Annotated in this window: 24 protein-coding genes; 18 read left to right on the plus strand and 6 right to left on the minus strand. The window is 68.9% G+C overall.

Going from position 1 to position 22,553, the window contains the following annotated elements:
• Positions 1 to 5 precede the first annotated feature (5 nt).
• Positions 6 to 1,040 carry a N(4)-(beta-N-acetylglucosaminyl)-L-asparaginase gene (locus J2X41_RS21835; RefSeq protein ID WP_310085855.1) on the minus strand — a complete coding sequence of 345 codons (1,035 nt, stop codon included), beginning with the start codon at positions 1,038 to 1,040 and terminating at the stop codon, positions 6 to 8.
• A gap of 115 nt (positions 1,041 to 1,155) precedes the next feature.
• Between J2X41_RS21835 and J2X41_RS21840 the strand changes: the two genes are divergently transcribed.
• Positions 1,156 to 1,902 (plus strand): copper homeostasis protein CutC, encoded by a 747-nt coding sequence (locus J2X41_RS21840; RefSeq protein WP_310085858.1) that lies wholly within the window; start codon positions 1,156 to 1,158, stop codon positions 1,900 to 1,902.
• A gap of 144 nt (positions 1,903 to 2,046) precedes the next feature.
• On the opposite strand, the gene J2X41_RS21845 is transcribed toward J2X41_RS21840, so the two are convergent.
• Positions 2,047 to 3,054 (minus strand): WD40 repeat domain-containing protein, encoded by a 1,008-nt coding sequence (locus J2X41_RS21845; RefSeq protein WP_310085861.1) that lies wholly within the window; start codon positions 3,052 to 3,054, stop codon positions 2,047 to 2,049.
• A 235-nt stretch (positions 3,055 to 3,289) separates the two neighbouring features.
• Between J2X41_RS21845 and J2X41_RS21850 the strand changes: the two genes are divergently transcribed.
• Positions 3,290 to 3,739, plus strand: a complete 450-nt coding sequence (locus J2X41_RS21850) for a biopolymer transporter ExbD (RefSeq protein WP_035073825.1) — start codon at positions 3,290 to 3,292, stop codon at positions 3,737 to 3,739.
• Positions 3,740 to 3,896: 157 nt separating this feature from the next.
• A complete protein-coding gene (locus J2X41_RS21855) occupies positions 3,897 to 4,337 on the plus strand; it encodes a biopolymer transporter ExbD (RefSeq protein ID WP_310085864.1) in 441 nt (146 codons plus the stop codon).
• Positions 4,338 to 4,490: 153 nt separating this feature from the next.
• Here J2X41_RS21855 and J2X41_RS21860 read toward each other — a convergent pair whose 3' ends face one another.
• Entirely contained in the window at positions 4,491 to 5,588 is a 1,098-nt protein-coding gene (locus tag J2X41_RS21860; RefSeq protein ID WP_310085869.1) for a GTP-binding protein, read from the minus strand.
• A gap of 52 nt (positions 5,589 to 5,640) precedes the next feature.
• Complete coding sequence (locus tag J2X41_RS21865) at positions 5,641 to 6,267, minus strand: hypothetical protein (protein WP_310085872.1); 627 nt, start codon at positions 6,265 to 6,267, stop codon at positions 5,641 to 5,643.
• A gap of 186 nt (positions 6,268 to 6,453) precedes the next feature.
• On the opposite strand from J2X41_RS21865, the gene rplU reads away from it, so the two are divergent.
• From rplU to J2X41_RS21880, 3 genes are all read left to right on the plus strand, one after another.
• The gene (gene rplU, locus J2X41_RS21870; protein ID WP_310085875.1) at positions 6,454 to 6,966 is read left to right on the plus strand and encodes a 50S ribosomal protein L21; all 513 of its coding nucleotides are present in this window, start codon (positions 6,454 to 6,456) and stop codon (positions 6,964 to 6,966) included.
• Positions 6,967 to 7,047: 81 nt separating this feature from the next.
• Entirely contained in the window at positions 7,048 to 7,317 is a 270-nt protein-coding gene (gene rpmA, locus J2X41_RS21875) for a 50S ribosomal protein L27 (protein WP_028038841.1), read from the plus strand.
• Positions 7,318 to 7,519: 202 nt separating this feature from the next.
• Complete coding sequence (locus J2X41_RS21880) at positions 7,520 to 8,053, plus strand: GNAT family N-acetyltransferase (protein ID WP_310085878.1); 534 nt, start codon at positions 7,520 to 7,522, stop codon at positions 8,051 to 8,053.
• 3 nt (positions 8,054 to 8,056) lie between these two features.
• Here the strand turns inward: J2X41_RS21880 and J2X41_RS21885 are convergent, their stop codons facing one another.
• Positions 8,057 to 9,010: a hypothetical protein gene (locus J2X41_RS21885; protein ID WP_310085881.1), complete on the minus strand. Its 954-nt coding sequence runs from the start codon at positions 9,008 to 9,010 to the stop codon at positions 8,057 to 8,059.
• Between the two features lie 211 nt (positions 9,011 to 9,221).
• Between J2X41_RS21885 and obgE the strand changes: the two genes are divergently transcribed.
• The 4 genes from obgE to J2X41_RS21905 all read left to right on the plus strand — a co-directional run bounded on the left by obgE (position 9,222) and on the right by J2X41_RS21905 (position 12,902).
• Positions 9,222 to 10,286, plus strand: coding sequence for a GTPase ObgE (gene obgE / locus J2X41_RS21890; protein ID WP_310085883.1), 1,065 nt, complete (start codon positions 9,222 to 9,224; stop codon positions 10,284 to 10,286).
• Positions 10,287 to 11,420 carry a glutamate 5-kinase gene (gene proB / locus J2X41_RS21895; protein WP_310085884.1) on the plus strand — a complete coding sequence of 378 codons (1,134 nt, stop codon included), beginning with the start codon at positions 10,287 to 10,289 and terminating at the stop codon, positions 11,418 to 11,420.
• On the plus strand, positions 11,421 to 11,831 hold the full coding sequence (locus J2X41_RS21900) for a DUF3574 domain-containing protein (RefSeq protein ID WP_310085887.1): 411 nt from the start codon (positions 11,421 to 11,423) through the stop codon (positions 11,829 to 11,831).
• Positions 11,832 to 11,924: 93 nt separating this feature from the next.
• On the plus strand, positions 11,925 to 12,902 hold the full coding sequence (locus tag J2X41_RS21905; protein WP_310085890.1) for a DUF6624 domain-containing protein: 978 nt from the start codon (positions 11,925 to 11,927) through the stop codon (positions 12,900 to 12,902).
• Here J2X41_RS21905 and J2X41_RS21910 read toward each other — a convergent pair.
• Positions 12,889 to 15,255 carry a GH92 family glycosyl hydrolase gene (locus J2X41_RS21910; RefSeq protein ID WP_310085893.1) on the minus strand — a complete coding sequence of 789 codons (2,367 nt, stop codon included), beginning with the start codon at positions 15,253 to 15,255 and terminating at the stop codon, positions 12,889 to 12,891. The two genes, J2X41_RS21905 and J2X41_RS21910, sit on opposite strands and share 14 nt — an antisense overlap.
• Before the next feature lie 1,053 nt (positions 15,256 to 16,308).
• On the opposite strand from J2X41_RS21910, the gene J2X41_RS21915 reads away from it, so the two are divergent.
• The 8 genes from J2X41_RS21915 to J2X41_RS21950 all read left to right on the plus strand — a co-directional run bounded on the left by J2X41_RS21915 (position 16,309) and on the right by J2X41_RS21950 (position 22,484).
• A complete protein-coding gene (locus tag J2X41_RS21915; protein ID WP_310085895.1) occupies positions 16,309 to 17,298 on the plus strand; it encodes a DUF6624 domain-containing protein in 990 nt (329 codons plus the stop codon).
• Between the two features lie 121 nt (positions 17,299 to 17,419).
• On the plus strand, positions 17,420 to 18,694 hold the full coding sequence (locus J2X41_RS21920) for a glutamate-5-semialdehyde dehydrogenase (protein WP_310085898.1): 1,275 nt from the start codon (positions 17,420 to 17,422) through the stop codon (positions 18,692 to 18,694).
• A complete protein-coding gene (locus J2X41_RS21925) occupies positions 18,660 to 19,313 on the plus strand; it encodes a nicotinate-nucleotide adenylyltransferase (protein WP_310085903.1) in 654 nt (217 codons plus the stop codon). The genes J2X41_RS21920 and J2X41_RS21925 overlap by 35 nt, the downstream gene beginning before the upstream one ends.
• A gap of 71 nt (positions 19,314 to 19,384) precedes the next feature.
• Positions 19,385 to 19,885 carry a type II toxin-antitoxin system antitoxin SocA domain-containing protein gene (locus J2X41_RS21930; protein ID WP_310085906.1) on the plus strand — a complete coding sequence of 167 codons (501 nt, stop codon included), beginning with the start codon at positions 19,385 to 19,387 and terminating at the stop codon, positions 19,883 to 19,885.
• Positions 19,857 to 20,306, plus strand: coding sequence for a hypothetical protein (locus tag J2X41_RS21935; protein WP_310085908.1), 450 nt, complete (start codon positions 19,857 to 19,859; stop codon positions 20,304 to 20,306). Before J2X41_RS21930 ends, J2X41_RS21935 begins: the two co-directional genes overlap by 29 nt.
• A 93-nt stretch (positions 20,307 to 20,399) precedes the next feature.
• Positions 20,400 to 20,828, plus strand: a complete 429-nt coding sequence (gene rsfS, locus J2X41_RS21940; protein WP_310086008.1) for a ribosome silencing factor — start codon at positions 20,400 to 20,402, stop codon at positions 20,826 to 20,828.
• A gap of 120 nt (positions 20,829 to 20,948) precedes the next feature.
• Positions 20,949 to 21,413: a 23S rRNA (pseudouridine(1915)-N(3))-methyltransferase RlmH gene (rlmH, locus tag J2X41_RS21945; protein WP_310085911.1), complete on the plus strand. Its 465-nt coding sequence runs from the start codon at positions 20,949 to 20,951 to the stop codon at positions 21,411 to 21,413.
• 15 nt (positions 21,414 to 21,428) lie between these two features.
• Positions 21,429 to 22,484: a peptidoglycan DD-metalloendopeptidase family protein gene (locus J2X41_RS21950; protein WP_310085915.1), complete on the plus strand. Its 1,056-nt coding sequence runs from the start codon at positions 21,429 to 21,431 to the stop codon at positions 22,482 to 22,484.
• Positions 22,485 to 22,553 lie beyond the last annotated feature (69 nt).

Here is a 22,553-nt window from a genome sequence, read left to right on the forward strand (position 1 = left end):
CCCGCTCAGTAGAAGCTCTCCCCCGCCACCAGCCGGTCCTGCTTCGCCCCGTCGCACAGCGCGTAGGTGAAGCCCTTCTGGATGGCCCAGGCGCCGACCTGGCCCTGCTTGTTGACGGCCAGGAAGCCCACCTGGATGTCCTTGGCCTGGGGCTTCTTCTTCAGGATCCGGGCGACGGCCTCCTTGCAGGCGTCCTGGGGCGAGCGGCCCTGGCGCATCAGTTCGACGACCAGGAAGCTGCCGACGTTGCGGATCACCTCCTCGCCGACCCCGGTCGAGGTGGCCGCGCCGACATCGTTGTCGACATAGAGCCCCGCCCCGACGATGGGCGAATCGCCGACCCGGCCGCGCAGCTTCCAGGCCATGCCGCTGGTGGTGCAGGCGCCCGACAGGTTGCCCTTGGCGTCAAGGGCCAGCATGCCGATCGTGTCGTGGTTGCCCGCCCCGCCCGGCGTGCCGAGTTGGCCCGAGGTCTTGCCGTAGTCGCCGACCTCGCTGTTGGCCTTGGGGGCGTACTTGGCGTCCTTCTTCCACGCCTCCCAGGCGGCGCGGGATTCGGGGGTCAGCAGCTCCTCGCGCGGGAAGCCCTGCTCCTGGGCGAACTGCAGGGCGCCGGCCCCGACCAGCAGGACGTGCGGGGTCTTCTCCATCACCGCCCGGGCCACCGAGATCGGGTGGGCGATGTGCTCCAGGGCCGCCACGGCGCCGCAGTTGCCCTGCTCGTCCATGATGCTGGCGTCCAGCGACACGTGGCCGTCGCGGTCGGGATAGCCGGCGCGGCCGACGCTGTGGTTCTTCAGGTCCTGCTCGGGGATGCGGGCCCCGGCCTCGACGGCGTCCAGCGCGCGGCCGCCCTGGCTCAGGACCGCCCAGGCCGCCTGGTTGGCCGGCACGCCGAAGTCCCAGGTGGAGATCACGCAGGGCCGGGTCAGCTGGATCCCCGTCCCGCCCCCGGCCGGTTCGGCGGCGGCCGCGGCGCGGACCCCGACCAGGGCCGGTCCGGCCAGGGAGGCGCCGATTAGGCCTCTGCGATTCAGCATGGGTGTGCTCCAAGACGTGCGTTTTGCGAATCCTAGAGCGTGGCGGCCGAAAGTAGATACCGGTTTCGGCCTTCGCCGCGCGTCTATCTCAAGCCTGAGCATCGGAGAGGCGAAGATGTCCGACCGCGTGATCCTGGAAGTCTGTGTCGATACGCCCGCGGGCCTGGCGGCGGCGATCGAGGGCGGGGCGGACCGGATCGAGCTGTGCTCGGCCCTGGCCCTGCAGGGCCTGACCCCCGCGCCCGGGCTGATAGCCCTGGCGGCGGAAGCCAGCATCCCGATCTATCCGATGATCCGGCCGCGCAACGGCGACTTCGTCTATGACGCCGGCGACCTGGACGCCATCTTCCGCGACATCGACGCCGTGCGCGAGGCGGGCCTGGCCGGGGTGGTGGTCGGCGCCAACCGGTCCACCGGAGAGCTGGATGTCGACGCCCTGTCGATGCTGGTCGCCCATGCCGAGGGCCTGGGCGTGACCCTGCACCGGGCCTTCGACCTGACGCCCGATCCCCTCGCGGCGCTGGAAACCGCCATCGACCTGGGCTTCGAGCGGATCCTGACCTCCGGCTGCGCCCTGAACGCCATGGCTGGGGCCGAGACGATCGCGGCGCTGGTCGAGCGGGCCGCCGGCCGCATCGCCATCCTGGCCGGCGGCGGGGTCAATCCGTCGAACGTGGCCGAGCTGGTGGCGCGGACCGGCGTGCGCGAGGTGCACGGCTCGTGCAGCGGGCCGATGGCGTATGGCCAGGGCCAGGGCCACGAGGACCGGGCCTACAAGCTGGGCTTCGTGCAGGATGGGCTGAGGGATACGGACCGGGAGACGGTGGCGGCGGTTGTGAAGGTGTTGCGAGAGCTGAGCTAAAGCGAAACCCTCCCCCTGTGGGGGAGGCGATCGCGTAGCGATCGGTGGGGGGAGTTTTAGCGTCGCCGATCTTGGGTCTGACCGCCTGCCGATCACGCCCCCCACCGTCGGCTGGGCCGACACCTCCCCCACAGGGGGAGGATTTTAGAACCGCGTGTCCATCGCCGGGATCGCGATGATCCCCGCCTCGCCGTCCTCGTCGCCCCAGGCCAGCCGGCTCCCGTCCGCCGAAACCGACAGGGCGCTGATCGCCGCGCCCTTCTCGGCCTTGAGCGTCTCGATCCGGCCCGAGCGCATGTGGGCGCCCCAGATCTTGCCGTTGTCCTGGCCGGCGATCGCCACCGGCAGGGCCTCGACGCCGGCCACCCGCACGACCATCGAGTCGCGCGAGAAGCCGATCTCGGCGGCCTCCTTGCCCATCGGGCCGTTGGCGCCGGCGAACGGCCAGACCACCGCGCCGTTGGCGCCGGCGGTGACCATCAGATTGCCCTTGTCGAAGAAGGCCAGGCTCTTGATCTTGGCCGGATAGCCGCCCATCCGCATGTCCTTGGCGTCCGACAGCCGCCAGCCATGCAGCTGGTTCTCCTGCATCGACGAGACCAGGAACTTGCCGTCGGGGCTGAACACGGCGGCGATGTGGCTGCCGGCCCACTTCATGACCTGCGGCTTCTGGCCCTCGATCTTGGCCCACCACAGCGAGACGCCGCCATAGCCGGCCGTGGCCAGGCGCCGACCCTTCGGGTCGAAGGCCAGGCCCGAGACGGTCCGCTCGTGCGGGAAGACGCGCAGGAACTTCGGATCGGCCGAGTCGCGGACGTGGGCCTCCTTGCCGGCGGTGAAGGCGATCAGGCCCGAGGCGGCGCTGGCGGCGACGTGCTCGATCCAGCGGCCCTTGACCTCGGCCACCAAGGTGGCGGCCACCTCGTCGCCCTCGACCCGGCTCCAGACCACCTTGCCGTCGTCGCCGCCGGTGATGATCCCCCGGCCCGACGGATGGACCGCGGCGGCCAGGACGGCGCCGGCATGGGCTTCCACGGTGACGAAACCGCCTTCGTTTTCGAATCGGACGGTGCCGTCGCCGAGGGCGAAGGCGGCGCGGCCGGCGCGGTCGAACAGGGCGGCGGTGACATAGGCGTCGAACGAATAGATCATCCGCGCGCCATACCGCGCCCCGATGCGGGCGCCTAGTCGCGCGTCAATGCGCGCGGGGCGCGAGCGAGGTGCGGAGAACCCGCCATTTGAACGGCGTTCCGCCAAAAAGACTCACAAAAGGGGTTGCCATCGCGCCGCGTCGTCGGGCTTTACTTCCGCGCCCGTCTGCGCCAGACGTGGCGATCTAACATTTTCGGGACCGCGACAGACGCGGCCCTTGGGAGACAGTCAGGCTATGGCGGCTAAACTTGCTGGCGGTGGGGGCGGTCGTTATTCGCTCGGCCAGAACTCCGAAATCAACGTCACGCCCTTCGTCGACATCCTGCTGGTGCTGCTGATCATCTTCATGGTCGCCGTGCCGATGGCGACCGTGGCGATCAAGGTGGACCTGCCGCCGGCGACCCCGCCGCCGCCGAACGCGCCCAAGCCGAAGGAGCCGGTGTTCATCTCGATCCAGAAGTCGGGCGCGCTGTACGTCGCTGAAAAGCAGACCAGCCTGGACAATCTGCAATTCGACCTGGACGCCAAGTTCGCTGCGACCGGCCAAGCCGGCCCGAAGGACGACCAGCGCGTCATGGTCCGCGCCGACGCCGACGTGACCTATGCCGACTTCATGGGCGTGCTGAACGCCCTGCAGACCGCCGGCTGGTACAAGGTCGGCCTGATCAACGAAGACATCCACTAGGTCTTCGCCGATCGGCGAAAAATCAGGGGCCGGACACCAAGCGTCCGGCCCCTTTTTCATGCCCGCCGCACAGACGCTTTACAAATGTAAGAATGAGGAGAAACTACGCCTGTAACTTCAATCGACCCGCAAACCGGGCAAGGGAAGGAAACAGGTCATGGCGGCGAAACTCGCGGGCGGCGGCGGCGGGGCCTATACGATCCGGCAGAACGCAGACATCAACGTCACGCCGTTCGTGGACATCCTGCTGGTGCTGCTGATCATCTTCATGGTCGCCGTGCCGATGGCGACGACCTCGATCAAGCTGGACATGCCGCCGGCCAAGGACACCGCCGTCCCGCCCAAGCCGCCGGTGCTGATCGCCATCCAGAATTCAGGCGCTCTCTATCTGGCGGGGCGACCCACCAGCCTGGGGGCCCTGTCCCAGGACCTGAGCGCCAGCTTCGCCGCGACCGGCCAGCAGGGCCCGCGCAAGGACCAGCGCCTGATGGTCAGCGCCCAGGCCGACGTGCCCTATGAAGCGCTGATGGGGGTGATCGACCGGGTCCACACCGAAGGCTGGACGCAGATCGGGATCATCAACGAGGACCTGCATTAGGACGTTTTGGATCCTCCCCCGGTGGGGGAGGTGTCGGCGAAGCCGACGGAGGGGGGGAGTGATCGGTAGGGGTCAGACTCCGATCGACGATCCTGAAACTCCCCCCACCGATCGCTGCGCGATCGCCTCCCCCACAGGGGGAGGGTCTTGTTTTTAAGCCGCCGTCGCCTCGAAGCCCGCCTTCAGTTCGGCCTCGTCCAGGTCGCGGCCGATGAACACCATGCGGCTGTAGCGCTTGTCCTTGTCGGTCCACGGCCGCTGGAAGTCGCCCTCCAGGATCATGTGCACGGCCTGAAACACCAGGCGGCGCTCCTCGCCCCGGACGTCGATGATGCCCTTGGCGCGCAGGATGTCCGGGCCGCGGCGGGCCAGCAGCTCGTTGAGCCAGGTGGTGATCTTCTGGCCGTCGACGGGCTTGTCCAGCGTCAGGGAGATTCCCTTCACGCCGTCGTCGTGGATGTCGCTCTTGGCGTCGTGGTGATGGTGGTCGTGGCCATGATGATGATGGTCATGGTCGTGATGATGGTCGTGGCCGCAGTGCTCGTCGTGCACGTGGCCAGCCTCGCCGTGACCCGGGTTCAGGAATTCCGGCTCCAGCTCGGTGATCCGCTCCAGGTCGAAGCTGTGCTTGCCGATGATGGCCTCCAGCGGCACGCTCGAGCGCTGGGCGCGGTGGATCGGGGCCAGCGGGTTGATGCGCTTGATGCGGGCCTCGACGTGCCGCAGGTCGTCTTCCGAGACCAGGTCGGTCTTGTTGAGCACGATCTGGTCGGCGAAGGCGATCTGCTCGACGGCTTCCTTGCTGTCGCCCAGCCGCAGCAGGATGTGCTTGGCGTCGACCACGGCGGTGACCGAGTCCAGATAGGTGCGGGCCTTGACGTCGTCGTCGACGAAAAAGGTCTGAGCCACCGGGCCCGGATCGGCCAAGCCCGTGGTCTCGACCACGATGGCGTCGAAGCCGCGCCCCCCTTGTGCTTTCTGGCGCTTCATCAGGCCCTGCAGCACCCGGATCAGGTCGCCGCGCACCGTGCAGCAGACGCAGCCGTTGTTCATTTCGAACACTTCCTCGTCGGCCCCGACCACCAGGTCGTTGTCGATGCCGACCTCGCCGAACTCGTTGACGATCACGGCGTAGCGCTTGCCATGCTCCTCGGTGAGGATGCGGTTGAGCAGGGTGGTCTTGCCGGCGCCGAGATAGCCGGTCAGCACGGTGACGGGGATCTTGCCGGAGGTCGCGGTGTCTTGGGTCATGCGCGCTATTTAGGGGTGATGCGCGGCTTGCGAAAGCACCCCCTGAACGCCGTCAGGTCTTGAGGAAGGCCACGGCCGCGCCGATCACGATCAGGGCGACACCGAGGATGATCTCCTCGTACTGCTCCAGACGCTCCAGGCCCAGGCGGTTGAAGCCCGCCAGACTGAGGCCGGTGAACACCAGCATGCCCGCCGCCGTGGCGGCCATCAGCACCGCGCTCAGCACGACGAAACCGATCACGCCGTGCTCCATCCCCGCCAGGTAATAGGGCAGGAAGGCCTCGCACGGCGACAGGGTCAGCAGCACGACCAGGGCGGTGATCGCCGCCCTGTCCGAGGCGAACTTGCGAGTTCCGTCCATCGTCGCGTGCCGGTGACGGCCGCGCACCAGATAGAAGACGCCGATCGCCGCCATCAGCCCGCCGACGATCCAGTGGAAGGCGCCGCCCAGGTGCGGCTCGGCCACCAGACCGGCGGCCACCACCGCTAGGCCCAGCACGATGGTCAGGCCCACATGGCCCAGGCCCGCCAGCAGGGTGACCCCCAGGGTGCGGCCGGTCGTCCACTTCTGGGCGCGGCCGACCAGCACGAACGGCAGCCAGTGCGTGGGCAGGGCGGCGTGCAGGAAGGCCACGGCGAAACCGGTGGCGGCGACGGAGGCGAAGAAGGTCGTGTTCACGCCCCGACCTTTAGTATGTTACATTGTAACATGCCAGCCCTGATATGACTCGCGAAGGTTGCCGGAAAGCCGCATCCGGCCGTTGACTCACCGGGCTTGGCCTGTATAAGTCCGCCCCCTCGCCCGCTGGGTTTCCTCGCGGGCGTTCCCTATTTTGCGAACGCACGTTTCTTAAGGCGCTAACCTATGTACGCGGTGATCAAAACCGGCGGCAAGCAGTACCGGGTCCAAGCCGGCGACCTGCTGGTTGTCGAAAAGCTCGACGGTGAACCGGGCTCGGAAGTCGCTTTCGGCGAAGTCCTGATGCTTGGCGAAGGCGAGGCCGTGACGGTCGGCGCCCCCCTGGTGGACGGCGCTGTCGTCTCCGGCACGCTTCTCGAAACCCGCAAGGGCGAGAAGGTGAAGATCTTCAAGAAGATCCGCCGCCAGGGCTATCGCCGCACCCGCGGCCACCGCCAGACCGAGTCGGTCATCCGCGTGACCTCGGTCGCCGGCGGCGGCAAGGAAGCCAAGTGGGAAGGCGTCATCGACCTGACCCCCAAGGTCATCCTCAACGCCCGCGCCCGCGGCCTGGGTGACGCCGCCGTCCCGGCGACGATCCCGACCGCTCCGGTGAAGGCCGAAGCCGCCGCTGCTCCGAAGAAGAAGGCCGCGCCGAAGAAGGCCGCCGCCGAGACCACTCCGGAAGCCGAAGCCTGAGACCCTCGCGGGGCTCATTGAACGATTAGCTTGATCCAGGTCTCTAAAGAGAAACCGGACCAAAGGAACTAGGAGGCCGCTATGGCTCACAAGAAATCTGGTGGTTCGTCCAGCAACGGCCGCGACTCGGCTGGCCGTCGTCTTGGCGTGAAGAAGTTCGGTGGCCAGAAGGTCGCCGCCGGCAACATCATCATCCGTCAACGCGGCACCAAGTTCTATCCGGGCGCCAATGTCGGCATGGGCAAGGACCATACCCTCTTCGCACTTATCGAGGGCGCGGTGGGCTTTGTCACCAAGCGCAACAACCGTACCTACGTGAACGTAGCTGCTCCGGCCCAGGCCGCCGAATAGCGCGAACTGCGTAGAAACCGGGTCGCGCTTTCCAAAAGAAAGACGATCCGGACAGACGAAACCCAAGCGGGGAGTCCGGACGCCGGGCTCCCCGCTTTTGTTTTGTCCGCGCTTGAAATTTCTTGGCCGCAAAAGGACCTCAGGCCTGAAATCCGAGCGTCACGGTCCCCACCTAGAAGGACCGAGAACGGGAGGCGCGCCTATGTGCGTGATCGACAAGGCTCCGATCATCGAGACGCGGCGGCTGACGCTGCGGGCTCCCCGGATCGACGATGCGTCGCGGATCGCGGCGCTGTGCGGCGACTACGCGATCGCCAAGATGACCACCCGCATGCCCTGGCCCTACAGCCAGAGCGACGCCGACGGCTTCGTGGCCCGCTGCCAGGTCCAGGACCGGCGCAAGGACGCCACCTTCGTGATCGACCTCGAGGACGAGGGCGTGGTCGGCGTGCTGGGCTTCTTCACCCCGCAGGTCGGCCATCTGGAGGTCGGCTACTGGATCGGCCGCCCCTACTGGGGTCGCGGCCTGGCGACAGAGGCCGTCCAGGGCGCCCTGGCCTGGGCCCGGCAGGACTGGCGCAAGAAGCTGGTCGTCGCCGGCCACTTCGCCGACAACCCGGCTTCGGGCCAGGTGCTGGTCAAGGCCGGCTTCCTGTACACGGGCGTCGTCGAGCACAAGCCGTCCGTCGCGCGGGGCGAGCCGGCGCCAACGCGGATGATGGTCTGGCTGGCGTGAGCCCTAAGCGGCCCGGTGCGTCGCCACGACCTTCTGCGGGCCTTCGCGGAAGCGCTTCTCGGCGACCACGATCCGCTCGCACAGGGCGTCCAGGTCGCTGAGCAGCGAATAGGTGGCGTAGATCGGGATCTCCATCATCGCCACCTGGGCCCGCGGCATGAACTCGCAGTACTTCTTCCAGGCGACGTGGCTGTCTCGGGCGTTCATGGCCCGCTGGCCCAGCGGGTTCCAAAGGTTCAGGCCCATCAGCTCGTCCCGGCACTCCTTCATCACCGGCAGGGCGATGTAGAGGAACAGGAAGGTCGGGGTGGCGGCGCGGGCGAACTGCGGCTGGACCTGCATGTGCCAGATCCGGAAGGCCTCGAAGAAGTTGGCCTTGCGGGTCGGGTCCGGCGGCAGCCACTGCAGATCCGGATTGATCAGCTCCTGGGCCGAGCCCGAGCGCTTGACCAGGTCGTCGGCCGTGCGGCCGTCGGCCATCGTCTTGTTCAGCGCGTTGATCGGGATCGCCAGGCGCTTGGCGACCTCGGTATAGGCCACCTGGCGGCCGGCCATCGGCGTCCACTGGCCGAAGTTCGGGGCGTTGGGAGCGCCGGCCCGCTTCATCGCCGCGGCCTGGTGCACCAGCTGATGGGCCTCGCGGCTCTTGGCGGCCTGCTGGCGGTCGAACGCCTCCTCGTGGACGGCCTGTTCGTCCGGCGTCATCCACCGCGCCCGTCCGGGGCCGTAGGTGCGTTCGTTGCGATTGAGCAGGATGAAGTTGTGCGCGTCGCTCGGGCGACGGCCGACGGCGATCAGGAAGGCGCGGAAATCGCGCCATTCGGGCGCCAGGCCCGTGCCCCGGCTCATCAGCATGTTGCGATGGAGCGAGGCCTCGTGGGTGTACTTGCGACACAGGGTCGGCAGCGTCAGTTCCTGGAGATCATGCGCAAACTCGGCGTCCGAAATCGTCGTCAACGCCAGCCCTCCCCGCGCAATAGTCCTGCCGCCGTGTTCATAGGACCGTTTGTCGCATGATCAGTTTTAACATTTCGTCACGATGGCGAACGCGGTTCGGCGCGGCAAAGCGACGCTTCGAGGCCTGAATCGACCGTTCAAGGGCCATCCAGGCTTGGCCGTAGGCGGGTTTCGGCTCGACGCGAAAGCCGCCTTGGGACAAAAGACGCTCATGAAATTCTTGGACCAGTGCAAAATCTATGTCCGCTCCGGCAACGGCGGCGGCGGCGCGGTCTCGTTCCGACGCGAGAAGTACATCGAATACGGCGGCCCCGACGGCGGGGACGGCGGACGCGGCGGCGACGTGTGGATCGAGGCGGTCGAGGGCCTCAACACCCTGATCGACTACCGCTACCAGCAACACTTCAAGGCCGGGACGGGCGTCCACGGCATGGGCCGAGCGCGTCACGGCGCGGCCGGCGAGGACGTGATCCTGAAGGTCCCTGTCGGCACCCAGGTGCTGGAGGAGGACAAGGAGACCCTGATCGCCGACCTCGACACCGCCGGCATGACCCTGCGCCTCGCCAAGGGCGGCAACGGCGGCTGGGGCAACCTGCACTTCAAGGGCCCGGTCAACCAGGCGCCGAAGTACGCCAATCCCGGACAGGAGGGCGAGGAGCTGTGGGTCTGGCTGCGGCTGAAGCTGATCGCCGACGTCGGCCTGGTCGGCCTGCCCAACGCCGGCAAGTCGACCTTCCTGGCCGCCGCCAGCGCCGCCAAGCCGAAGATCGCCGACTATCCGTTCACCACCCTGACCCCCAACCTCGGCATGGTGGACCTTTCCACCAGCGAGCGCTTCGTGATGGCCGACATCCCCGGCCTGATCGAGGGCGCCAGCGAGGGCGCGGGCCTGGGCACCCGGTTCCTGGGCCACGTCGAACGCTCGGCCGTGCTGATCCACCTGGTCGACGCCACCCAGGACGACATTGCCGACGCCTGGACGACGATCCGCGGCGAGCTGGAAGCCTATGGCGACGAGCTGGCCGACAAGTCGGAGATCCTGGCCCTGAACAAGGTCGACGCCCTGGACGACGAGACGCGGCGCGCCAAGGCCGCCGAGCTCGAGGCCATCGCCGGCGTGAAGCCGATGCTGGTCTCCGGCGTCTCGGGCGAGGGCGTCACCGAGCTGCTGCGCGCCGCCTTCACCCAGGTGCGCATCCGCCGGGGCGACGCGATCGAGGAGATCGAGGACGACGAGGATCACGTCGAGGAGACCCCCGGGGGCTGGCAGCCGTAAATGAGCGCGTCCGGGGGAGCGCTCAGCCGCGCCAAACGCATCGTCTTCAAGGTCGGCTCGGCCCTGCTGGTCGACGCCGCCAGCGGGGCGGCCGACCGCGCCTGGCTGGACGCCTTCTGCGCCGACCTGGCGCGGCTGCGCAAGCGCGGCCAGCAGGTGGTGGTGGTGTCGTCCGGCGCGGTGGCCCTGGGCCGCCGGCGCCTGGGCCTGACGGGACGCAAGTCCCTGACCCTGCCCGAGAAGCAGGCCGCCGCCGCCGCCGGCCAGTCGGTGCTGATGCGGGCCTGGGAGGAGGCGCTGGAGCCGCACGGGATCGGGGCCGCCCAGATCCTGCTGACCCGCGACGACACCGAGACCCGCCGCCGCTGGCTGAACGCCCGCGCCACGGCCGAGACCCTGATCGCCTTGAACGTCGTGCCCGTGGTCAACGAGAACGACACGGTGGTGACCGAGGAGATCCGCTACGGCGACAACGACCGCCTGGCCGCCCGCGTGGCCCAGATGGTCGGGGCCGACCTGCTGGTGCTGCTGTCCGACATCGACGGCCTCTACACCGCCGACCCGCGCCGCGACCCGACCGCCACCCACATCGCCCGGGTCAGCGAGATCACGCCGCAGATCGCCGGCATGGCCGAGGGGGCCAACGCCTCGGCCGGGGTCGGCACCGGCGGCATGGCCACCAAGATCGCCGCCGCCCGCATCGCCCGGGCCGCCGGCTGCGCCACCCTGATCACCCTGGGCTCTCGCCCCGCGCCGCTGCAGGCCATCGAGGACGGGGCCCTGGCCACGGTGATCGAGGCCGGAGCCTCGCCCGCCGCCGCGTACAAGGCCTGGATCGCCGGGTCGCTGGCCCCCCAGGGCTGGCTGACCGTCGACGCCGGGGCCGCCGCCGCCCTGGCCAGCGGCAAGAGCCTGCTCTGCGCCGGGGTCCGCGCCGTCGAGGGCCCGTTCGACAAGGGCGACGCCGTCCGCGTCCGCGACGAGACCGGCCGCGAGGTGGCCCGGGGCCTGGTCCGCTACGACAGCGCCGACGCCCACCGCATCGCCGGCCTGCGCTCGGACGCCATCGAGGCCGAGCTGGGCTTCACCGAAGGCCCGATGATCCACGCCGACGACCTGGCGGTGGGGGGCTAGATGCGGACCGCGCTGGCGCCCCTGCTGGCCGGCGCGACGTTGCTTTCCGGCTGCGCCAGCCTGGCGCCGGCGGCCTGCCCGGCCGGCCAGAGCCCCGGCCGCACCGCCCAGCTGTTCTTCGGTCGCGACATCGGCGACAAGGTCGGCGTCTCGGACGCCGACTTCGCCCGCTTCGTCGACGCGGAACTGACCCCGCGCTTCCCCGATGGCCTGACCGTGCTGGACGCCACTGGCCAGTGGCGCTCCAAGGCCGGGCCGATCGTCCGCGAGCCGTCGAAGGTGGTGATCCTGGCCCTGCCCGACCGCGCTGGCGGCGAGGACAGGCTGGACGCCGTGCGGGCGGCGTACAAGGCTCGCTTCTCCCAGGAGGCGGTGATGATCGTCACCCAGCCGGCCTGCCTGGGGTTCTAAGCCTCGCCCCCGCGCCCGCCGAGCGAAGCTTGACCTGGATCGCGCCATGAAGGAGCTTGCCACCGAAAGTTGATCATGGGTGAGGGCGTGACCGTGACTCCGTTTCTTCGTCTGGCCGGCGCGGTCGGCGCCCTGGCCCTGGTCGCGGCGACCGCGGCCCCTTCGCCGGTGGCGTCCCTGCTGGAGGACCCCGCCGCGGCCCGCGCCTTCGACTACGCCGCCCTGCGCGAGCGGTTGGGCGACCAACAGGTCGTTGCCCTGGCCCAGGCGCTGGAAGAGACGGTCGCGGCGCGCCTGGCCGCCGCGCCCAACGCCTGCGAGACCGAGGCCGAAGCCTTCGTGCGCCAGGGCTTGGCCAGCGCCCTCCAGGCCCGCGACGCCGCCGCCTGGCGCGCCGACTGGAAGGCCGCCAACGACCAGCGCGACCAGCTCTACGCCCGCGTCGCCAGGGTCCTGAACGGCGAGGACGTCGGCCAGTCCGTCTATGACGGGGCGCGGACCGCCGCCGTCGCCGCCCGGGCGGAGACCGATCCGCGCCACCGCCAGCTCTACGCCCGCGTCGCCGAGGACCAGGCGTTGCGCTACGCCACGCACGACATCTGGGCCCTGCCGCAGGGCGCCTTGCGGGAGATGGTCCAGCGGCCCTTCCAGGCCAGGCTGTGCGGCGTCGACGCGGCCAACACCGCCTGGCTGAAGACCGAATGGCGCACGTCCGGCTGGTTCACGGCGGCGCGCGACGGCCAGGCCGCCAGCGGCAGGGCCTGGCTGCTGCTGCAGCACGCGGACCGCGATCCGGACTTCCAGCGCGCCGTCCTGCCGATCCTGGCTCGGGAGACTGGCCCGCAGGGGCGGATCGACTACGCCTACCTCGCCGACCGCGTGGCCACGAACGCCCATCAGCCCCAGATCTTCGGCACCCAAGGCCGCTGCGTGGGCCCCGGCGCGTGGGAACCGAACCCGGTGGCCGCGCCGGAGGGACTCGAGGCGCGCCGGGCCGAGGTCGGCCTGCCGCCGATCGCCGAGTACAAGACCCAGTTCAAGACGATCTGCGCCAACTTCAGGGCGCCGTGATTCCCGACTTCCCATAGCCCGTCCCATAACCCGTCATGCTCATCGGCCGGTCCTTGACGCCTGTCGCCCAGGCCCTGTTCGGCGTGGCGCTCATGGTGAAGACCAGCTCGCCGCCGGCCCGGATCTCGGCGTCGCGCAGGAAGCTCCTCGCCAGCGGCCTGCCGTTCAGGGTGACCGCGGCGACATAGGGCGCGGCGTCCGACAGCCCCGCGGCCCGCACCGTGAACCGCTTGCCGTTCGGCAGGTTCAGCACCGCCCGCTCCACGAACGGCCGGCCGATGACGTATTCGTTCGAACCCGGCGCCACCGGGTAGAAGCCCAGGCTCGTGAACACCAGCCAGGCCGACATCTGCCCCAGGTCGTCATTGCCCGACAGGCCGTCCGGCGTGGGCTTGTACTGCGACTTCACGATCTGGGTCAGCCGGGCCTGGGTGCGCCACGGGGCGCCGGCGTAGTCGTACAGATAGGCTACATGGTGGCTGGGCTCGTTGCCGTGGATGTACTGGCCGATCAGGCCGGCGATGTCCTCGGCGTGCGAGTAGTCGAGCTTGGAATTGTCGAAGTCGAACATGGCGTCCAGCTTCCGGACGGTCGCCGCGTCGCCGCCCATCAGCCCCACCAGCCCGCCCAGGTCCTGGGGCGCGAACCAGGAATATTGCCAGGCGTTGCCCTCGGTATAGTCCGAGCCATAGTTGATCGCCGTCGGGTCGAACGGCGTACGGAAGCTCCCGTCGCTCTTGCGAGCCCGCAGGAAGCCGGTCTTGGCGTCGAAGCTGTTTCGCCAGTTACCCGCCCGCTTCTCGAAGGTCGCGGCGACGTCATCGCGGCCCATGGCCCTGGCCATCCGGGCGATGGTCCAGTCGTCATAGGCGTATTCGACGGTCTTGGAGGCGGCCTCCGGCTCCTTGTCGATCGGCACATAGCCCAGCCGCATGTAGTCGCCCAGGCCGCCATAGGGCGCGTAGGTGGCGCTCTTGACCATGGCGTCCAGGGCGGCCTTCTCGTCGAAGCCGCGGATCCCCTTCAGCCAGGCGTCGGCGATCACGGGCACGGCGTGGTAGCCGATCATCGTCCAGGTCTCCTGGCCGTGGAACTGCCAGACCGGCAGGATCCCGTAGGGGCTCTCCTGCTGCGAGGCGATCAGCGAATTGACCACGTCGCTGGTGCGCCGCTCCGGCTGGACCAGGGTCAGCAGCGGGTGCTCGGCGCGGAAGGTGTCCCACAGCGAGAAGGTCGAGTGGAAGGTGAAGCCCTTTCCATCCGAGGTCCGGGCCTCATGCACTTCGTTGTCGGGCCCGCGATAGCGGCCGTCGGCGTCGCTGAACACGCTGGGGGCCAGCAGGGCGTGGTAGAGGGCGGTGTAGACATTGGTCCGCGTGGCGGCCGGGGCGGCGATCTCGACCGCGCCCAGGGCCTTTTCCCACTCGGCCTTGGTCCGGGCCCGCAGGCCGTCGAAGTCGAAGCCCTTCTCGTCGCTGGAAAGGTTCAGCACGGCGTTGGCCTCGCTGACCGACGAGATCGCCACCTTGGCCACCAGCGGCCCGTCGATCGTCCCGAAGTCGAAGACCCCGACCAGGGCCCGGCCCTCCACCTGGGCGCGGTCGCCCGGCGTGCGGCCCGGCTGGGCGAAGCCCTTGTAGGGGACGTCGGCTTCCCTGTTGTACAGCGCCTTGCCGACCAGCGGCTTGCTGAAGCGGATCGCGAAATAGAGCTGGCGGCCGGGCGCCCAGCCGCGGGTCTCGCGCATTCCCGTCACCGTGCCGTCCTCGGCCACCCGGATCCGCGACCAGCTGACCTTGCCTGGGTAATTGTAGATCGAGGTGCGCAGGTCCAGCAGCACCTGGGCCCGCGCGCCCTTCTGGAAGGTGTAGCGGTGCAGGCCGGTGCGCGGGCCGGCCGTCAGCTCGGCCCGCACCTGGCTGTCGGTCAGGGTCACGGCGTAGTAGCCGGGCTGGGCGACCTCGCCGTCGTGGGTGAAGCGCGAGCGGTAGCCCGAGCCGGGCTTGTCGGCCTCGCCGGGCTCCAGCTTCGCCTCGCCGCCGACCGGGGCCAGCAGGACGTCGCCGAGGTCGGAATGGCCCGAGCCGGAGAAGTGGGTGTGCGAGAAGCCCAGGATCGTCGGGTCGCTGTAGCGATAGCCGGCGGCGCGGGCGTAGCTCTGCTTGAACGGCAGGATGTCGGTGTCGGGGCTGAGCTGGACCATGCCGAACGGGGCGACCGCGCCGGGGAAGGTATGGCCGTCGCCGCCCGTGCCGATGAACGGATCGACGGCGTCGTAGGCGGACTTGTCCTGGGCGAAGGCCGAAGAGGCGGCGAGGGCGGCGACCACGGCCAGCACCAGTCCAGGACGCATGGGATTCTCCTTCAGGGGCGCGGCGACCCTAGCCGCTGGAAAGGCGGGACGTCATCCGATTTGGGAGGATGGGTGGAGTTGAGGCCGTGCGGCGAACGCTTGCCCCCTACAGACCGCTTCGCGGTCGTCTTCCCCCAGAGGGGGAAGAGCGCTCGGTGAAGGCTCCGCCCCCTCTGGGGGCGGACAGACCGCGCAGCGGTCAGGTGGGGGCAAGTGTTCGCCGCCTCACGCGATCTCTCGCTGAGCTATCGGAAAGGGACGCGGAGCGCCGGACATCGTCCGGAGTGTTTGAGTTTGTGTACCGTTTTCGACGAAGCCAGACGCTCCGCGCGGTCGTTATCCGGAAGCCCGCGGCGCTGAGCCCTGTTCGGGCCTCGCCGCCTTGAAGCCTCCGACGGGCGGGCCAGGTCAACGAACCCCGGTCCCGGACCGCGAGCGCGTCACCGCCCGCCTGTTGCTTCGCCAGCCCTCGCGCCACGCCGTTTTAGTGTTCCATGCCCGGCCGGCCCTGGAGACGCGAGGTTTGGTCCCAAGGGACCGCCGACGGAGCTTCCCGCTCGATCGCCCCTCGCCGCCGCATCGGTCGCTGGCCATGCGCCCTTTCCCTGCGTCGAGGTGGGTACAGGATAAGGGCGGTCTGGGAGGGGGAGGACAAAAACGGGTCGAGAAAGTTCAGGGCGTTGGAATCGCGGGAGTTTGTTGGCTGAACGCCGAGCATAGAGCCCTTCCCTCCCCTTTATGGGGAGGGTGGCCCTGGCAGCGCCAGGGTCGGGTGGGGCCTGCTGAGTCAGCGGTCCAGCCCCGTCCAACACCCTGCACCGATCCCCCACCCGACCCGCTACGCGGGCCACCCTCCCCACAAGGGGGAGGGAAGATCGTTTGCCGAACACGCCCCGCCGCCCTCCGCCAGCGGCGAGGCCGCGCCTTGAAACCTTGATGGCGCGGCCCCGTCCAGGGCGAATGGGGGCTCCACATTTTTAACGTGGCCCGACGAAGCCTTTAACTGTACGAGAAACAAACTCTACCTTGGGTGTTCACCTTCTGGAGCGCAACGTGCGGCGTTTAGCGATGCGATGGCTTGTCCTGCCCGGCGCGTTTCTGTTAGGCGGCGCCGCGCCCGCCGAGTTCCCGCTGCAACACCTGCTGAACGATGCCAAGGCGGCCCAGGTTTTCGACTATCCCAGCCTGCGCGGTCATCAAGACGCACAAAGTCCCCAGGCGCTGCTTACCGCGACACGATCCGCCATCAAGCAACGTCACGGCGGCCAGGAAGAGAGTTGCCGGACGACAGCGGAGGTGTGGGTTGAACAGGGCCTGACCACGGCTTCGCGGGGCGACGACAGCGAAGGCTGGCGTCGCGATCGAACGGCGGCCGAGAAGCTCATGATGCGGTTTCAGACCTTACGCCAGACAGTCCTGGACGGCGGACAGACCGGCGACGCCGAGATGGATAGAGAGATGGCGGTCATCCAACGCGATGTCGCCGCCGCCCCTACCCCGCGCGCCAAAGCATTAGAGCGTCGCGTACTGTCCGATCAGTTCAACCGCCGTTTCGGCATGGGTCTACAAAAGGAATTCACAAAAACGCTTCCACCCACGACCCACAACCTTTTTGACGCGCTGCTCTTGTCCAATATCTGCGATGATGATCATAGAAATCTGGAGTGGATAAAAGATCAGATTGAACAAAGCGGCTGGTTCTCGATCTCTCGAGACGGACCTACCGCCGACCAGGACGCCTGGTTGCTGGTCCAGCACGCCGATGACGACGTCGCGTACCAGGAAAAAATTCTGTCCTTGCTGACCGACCTTAGGGCGCATGGCGACACCAGCGCCAAGGACTACGCCTATCTCTACGATCGTGTCGCGGTGAACCGTGAACGGCCGCAACGCTATGGAACCCAAGGCGGCTGCAAAAACGGCGAACGGTTCACAGCCCCTTTGGAGGACCCGACCAAGGTGGACGCGCTACGGGCCGAGGTCGGGTTAAAGCCCCTTGCCGAATACAACGCCCTGTTCAGATGCCGTAAGCCGACCGGCTGACACCGCCCCAGCCCCGCTAACACCGCCCGCACCCTTTCCCCATTCCCCCGCCGCCGCAAAGCGCCTAGGTAAGCCTCACTCTGAGCATATCGGGGGAGCATATCCGGGATCGGAGGATGGCATGGACGACGCGGGCATGAGCTTGCAGGCGACGATGACGGCGATGGGACAGGCGGCTCGGCAAGGGGCGCAGGCCCTGCGCGTGGCCACGCCAGCCCAGCGCACCGCCGCCCTGCACGCCATGGCCGCCGCCCTCCGCGCCGACGCCCCGGCCATCCTGGCCGCCAACGCCCGCGACCTGGACAAGGCCGGGGCCGGCGGCCTGACCGCGCCGATGGTTGAGCGGCTGATGCTGAACGCCGAGCGCCTGGAGGGCGTGGCCGCCGGGGTCGAGGCCGTGGCCGCCATCCCCGACCCGCTGGGCGTGGAGACCGCCCGCTGGACGCGTCCCAACGGCCTGGACATCGCCCGGGTCCGCACCCCGATCGGCGTGATCGCCATGATCTTCGAGAGCCGGCCCAACGTCACCGCCGACGCCGCCGCCCTGTGCGTGCGCTCGGGCAACGCGGTGATCCTGCGCGGCGGGTCCGAGTGCCTGCAGTCCAACCTCGCGATCCACGCGGCCATCGCCAAGGGGCTGAAGGCGGCGGGGATCTCGGCCGACGCGGTGCAGATCGTCCGCACCCCCGACCGCGACGCGGTGGGGGCGATCCTGTCGGGCCTGGACCGGACGATCGACCTGATCATCCCCCGGGGCGGCAAGAGCCTGGTGGCCCGGGTCCAGCAGGAGGCCCGGGTGGCGGTGCTGGGCCATCTGGAGGGCCTGAACCACGTGTTCGTCCACGCCGCCGCCGATCCGCGCAAGGCCGTCGACATCGTGCTGAACGCCAAGATGCGCCGGGTGTCGGTCTGCGGCTCGGCCGAGACGCTGCTCGTCGACCGCGCGGCGGCCGGCAAGCTGCTGCCGCCGATCGCCGACGCCCTGATCAGGGCCGGCTGCGAGCTGCGCGGCGACGGGCCCTCGCGGGCCATCGAGCCGACCATGAAGCCGGCGGTCGAGGCCGACTGGTCGACCGAGTACCTGGCGCCGGTGATCTCGGTGGCCGTGGTCGACGGGGTGGAGGGCGCGGCCGCCCACATCGCCGCCTATGGCTCGGGCCACACCGACGCGATCCTGACCGAGGACGCCGCGGCGGCCGAGCGGTTCATCGCGCTGGTCGACAGCGCCATCGTGCTGGTCAACGCCTCGACCCAGTTCGCCGACGGCGGCGAGTTCGGCTTCGGGGCCGAGATCGGCATCGCCACCGACAAGCTACACGCCCGCGGCCCGGTCGGGGCCGAGCAACTGACGACGTTCAAATATGTGGTTCGCGGGACCGGCCAGACTCGTCCCTGAAGCGGGCCGCCCTTCGGCGCAAAGGCTGGGCTTCCACCTGGAGCCCGGCATGCGCGTGGGCCTGTTCGGCGGCAGCTTCAACCCGGCGCACGAGGGCCACGCCCACGTCGCCGAGACGGCCCTGCGACGCCTGGAGCTGGACCGGGTGATCTGGCTGGTCTCGCCGCAGAACCCGCTGAAGTCGGCGCACGAGACGCGGCCGCTGGAAGAGCGCCTGGCCGGGGCCCGACAGTGGGCGCGCGGGGCCGACATGATCGTCTCCGACGCCGAGACCCGGCTGGGCTCGCAATACACCATCGACACCCTGCGGGTGCTGCGGGCGCGGTTCCCGGGCGTGAAGTTCGTCTGGATCATGGGGGCCGACAGCCTGGCCAGCTTCCACCGCTGGCGCGGCTGGACCCAGATCATGCGCGAGGTGCCGGTGGCTGTGATCTCGCGGCCCTGGGCGGCCCTGAAGGCCCGCACCTCGCCGGCCGCCCGCCGCTTCGCCTGGGCCCGCAAGCCGTCCAGCGCCGCGGCGATCCTGGCCGACGCCACCGCCCCGGCCTGGGTCTACCTGACTGGCCCGCTGAACTTCGCCTCGTCGACGGCTCTGCGCGGGCGGCAGACCAGGGGCTGAAACAGCAGCGCGGTTGCGGGTTTTCCTTCGCGCGTCGCGGGTGTATGGTCGGAACACAAGCGGAACAGCTCATGCCCTACAAGGCCGTTGAAATAGCGAACGAGTTCCTGCGCCTGCCCGGGGCGGCCGAGCGCCTGACCCAGATGCAGTTGCAGAAGCTCACCTATATCGCCCATGGCTGGAACTGGGCGATCAATGACGCGCCGCTCATCGTCGACGACATAGAGGCCTGGAGCTTTGGGCCTGTCGTCCGGGATCTCTACGAGCATACCAAGTTCTTTGGCAGCGAGCCGATTGGCCGGCTGATCAGCCCCGATGACAGCAAGATTTCCAGTTTCTTTGGCAAGACGGGAGAGGCCGCGCCCTATCGCGCCGATCTGACCCCTCGTGAGCGCGAAGTGATTGCTCAAGTCTGGTCGCGGTACGGCGACCTTAGCGCCGCTCGGCTCTCCGCATTGACTCACCAGCCGGACACGCCTTGGTTCAAGGCCTTTCAGCGAGGACGCAATACTCGGATCGAAGACGATGTGATCCGCACCTATTATGACGCGCTGGCTCAACGTGCCGCCTAGATCCAAGGGGCCGAGGCTTGATCCGTCCATTATCGGCGGGGCTCCGACCTTTCCGGACCCCCAGGACTTCGATGCCGCTCAGAGCCAGATCTATCTGGAAACGATCGCCGAACTATCGGCCGAGAATGAACGCCTCCGCGCCGAAAACGAAGGCCTCAAGGGTCAGCAAACCTACGACGACGTCCGCACGAGGATGATGGAACCGTATGCCGGCAAGGTGTTCCGTTTCCTGATCGGCTATTGCGCGTTCGTTGGCGTGATCATCCTGCTGAGCGGTTTCAAGATTGGTGGCTTTGCCATATCCGACACGGTGTTGGGGATCATCGCCGGCAGCACCGCCGCGTCCGCGATCGGTCTCGTCGGCTTCGTCGTCAGCGGACTTTTCGGAGCCGCAAAAGCAACGCGCACAGCGTCTCGCTGATCCCTGAATCGCCCATCTCCACGTTCCCCCTCATCTTTTCGGTTCATCCGTGCTATGGGAGCTATTGCGCGAACCCATCAAGGAGCATTTCCGCTGCGTAGCGACCCCGCGCCCCAGGCGCACGAGGGAACGGTTTCCCCCGATACCTCGACCAAGAACGAGTCCGAGCTGGACCTGAGTATCAAGGCCCTCGAGACCCTGATCCTGTCGCGTCTGGACGACGACAAGGCCCAGGACATCGTCCACATCGACCTGACGGACAAGAGCTCGGTCGCCGACAGCCTGATCGTGGCGTCGGGCCGGTCGCATCGTCACGTCGGCGCCCTGGCCGACCACATCATCCGGGCGCTCAAGGAGAGCGGCTTCGGCAAGGCGCGGGTCGAAGGCCTGCCGCACTGCGACTGGGTGCTGATCGACGCCGGCGACGTGGTGGTCCACCTGTTCCGCCCCGAAGTCCGCTCGTTCTACAACATCGAGAAGATCTGGGCCGTCGACGCGCCGCACCGGATGGCGTCGAACTAGGCTGTCTGCGGGTCCGCCCTCGTCCTTCGACAAGCTCAGGATGAGGGCTACTTTGCCCATTTTGCCATTGAAACCTCATCCTGAGCTTGTCGAAGGACGGGGTTTCAACGCGGGCCTCTGATGAAGATCACCCTCCTCACCGTCGGGAAGCTCGGCCGCATGGTCGAGGCGCAGCTGGCCGTAGACTACGCGTCTCGGGCCACGGCGTCCGGCCGCGCCCTGGCCCTTGGACCGGTCGAGATCGTCGAGGTCGAGGCCCGCAAGCCCGGCAAGGCCGCCGAGGCCGAGGTGCTGCGCCCGCACCTGGAGGGCGCCTACGTCATCGCCTGCGACGAGCACGGCAAGGTGCGGCCCAGCCGCGCCTTCGCCGAGCACATCGGCCGGCTGCGCGACGACGGCCATCGCAAGGTGGTGTTCCTGATCGGCGGGGCCGACGGGCTGGATCCCGCGATCCTCGCCGCGGCCGACGAGACCCTGGCCTTCGGTCCCCAGACCTGGCCGCACGCCCTGGCCCGGGCCATGCTGGCCGAGCAGGTCTATCGCGCGGTCACCATCCTGGCGGGCTCGCCGTATCATCGCGATTGAGGCATTGATCGGCATATGTCGCGCCGCGTCGTCCTGATCACCGCCAGCCTCCTGGTCGCCCTGCTGGGCGCGGGCGGCCTCGTCGCGGCCCAGGTCGGCCCGCGGGCCCCGCTCAGCCAGAAGGCCAAGGACCAGCAGGCCGCCGCCGACACCCGCCGCGAGATCGCCGACCTGCGCGGCGAGCTGGACGCCCTGGGCCGCCAGCGGGTCGACGCCGGCGACGACGTCTCGGCCAAGCGCGCCCGGCTGGAGGCCCTGCACCAGCGCGAGTCGGCCCTGGTCGGCGAGCTGGGCCGTGATCGCGGCCAGCTGGCCCGGCTGCTGTCGGCCCTGCAGCTCTTCCGCCGCGACCCGCCGCCGGCCCTGCTGGTCAGCCCCGACGACGCCCGCGACGCGGTGCGGGCCGCGATCCTGATCCGCGCCATGACCCCGGAGCTGCAGGCCCGGGCCGACGGCTACGCCCGCCAGGCCCGCGCCGTCTCGGCCCTGCGCCGCCAGGCCGCCGCCGCCTCCGAGGACCTGTTCACCGCCGAGAGCCTGGTCGCCGACCGCCGGGGCGACCTGGAGCGGATGATCGTCGAGAAGACCCAGCTGGAACGGGCCTACGCGCAAGAAGCGCTGACTGGAGACGACCAGGGCACGCTGGGCGCCTTGACCGACGGCCTGGCGCCGCGACCGGCCACCGGGCCGCTGGTCCTGGTCTCGCCCGCCCCCGGCCCGCTGGCGCGTCGCTTCGGCCAGGCCATGCCGGTCGGCGGCCGCGCCGCCGGCCTGACGATCCGCACGGAAAAGGGTCACACCGTGGCCAGTCCCGCCGCCGGCGTGGTCGAATACGCCGGACCGCTGAACGGCTGGGGCACGGTCTTGATCCTGCGCGCCCAGGGCGCCTACCATCTGGTGCTGGCCGGCCTGGACCAGGTTTCGGTGGCGCCCGGACAATCTGTCGCACCCGGCGCGACGGTTGGCCGGATGGCGGACCATGGCGCCTCGGAGCCAGAACTCTATTTCGAGGTTCGGGAAGACGGCGTTCCGGCCGATCCGGAGCGCTGGCTGAAACAGGGATCGCGATAGACGGCTTTTTCAGCGATGATGGCCGTCAAATGAACAAGGGTCCGCTCTAGTCAGGCGGAACGACGAGTT

Origin of the sequence: Caulobacter sp. BE254, assembly GCF_031457295.1 — a bacterium.
In the GTDB taxonomy this organism is placed as follows: Bacteria; Pseudomonadota; Alphaproteobacteria; order Caulobacterales; family Caulobacteraceae; genus Caulobacter.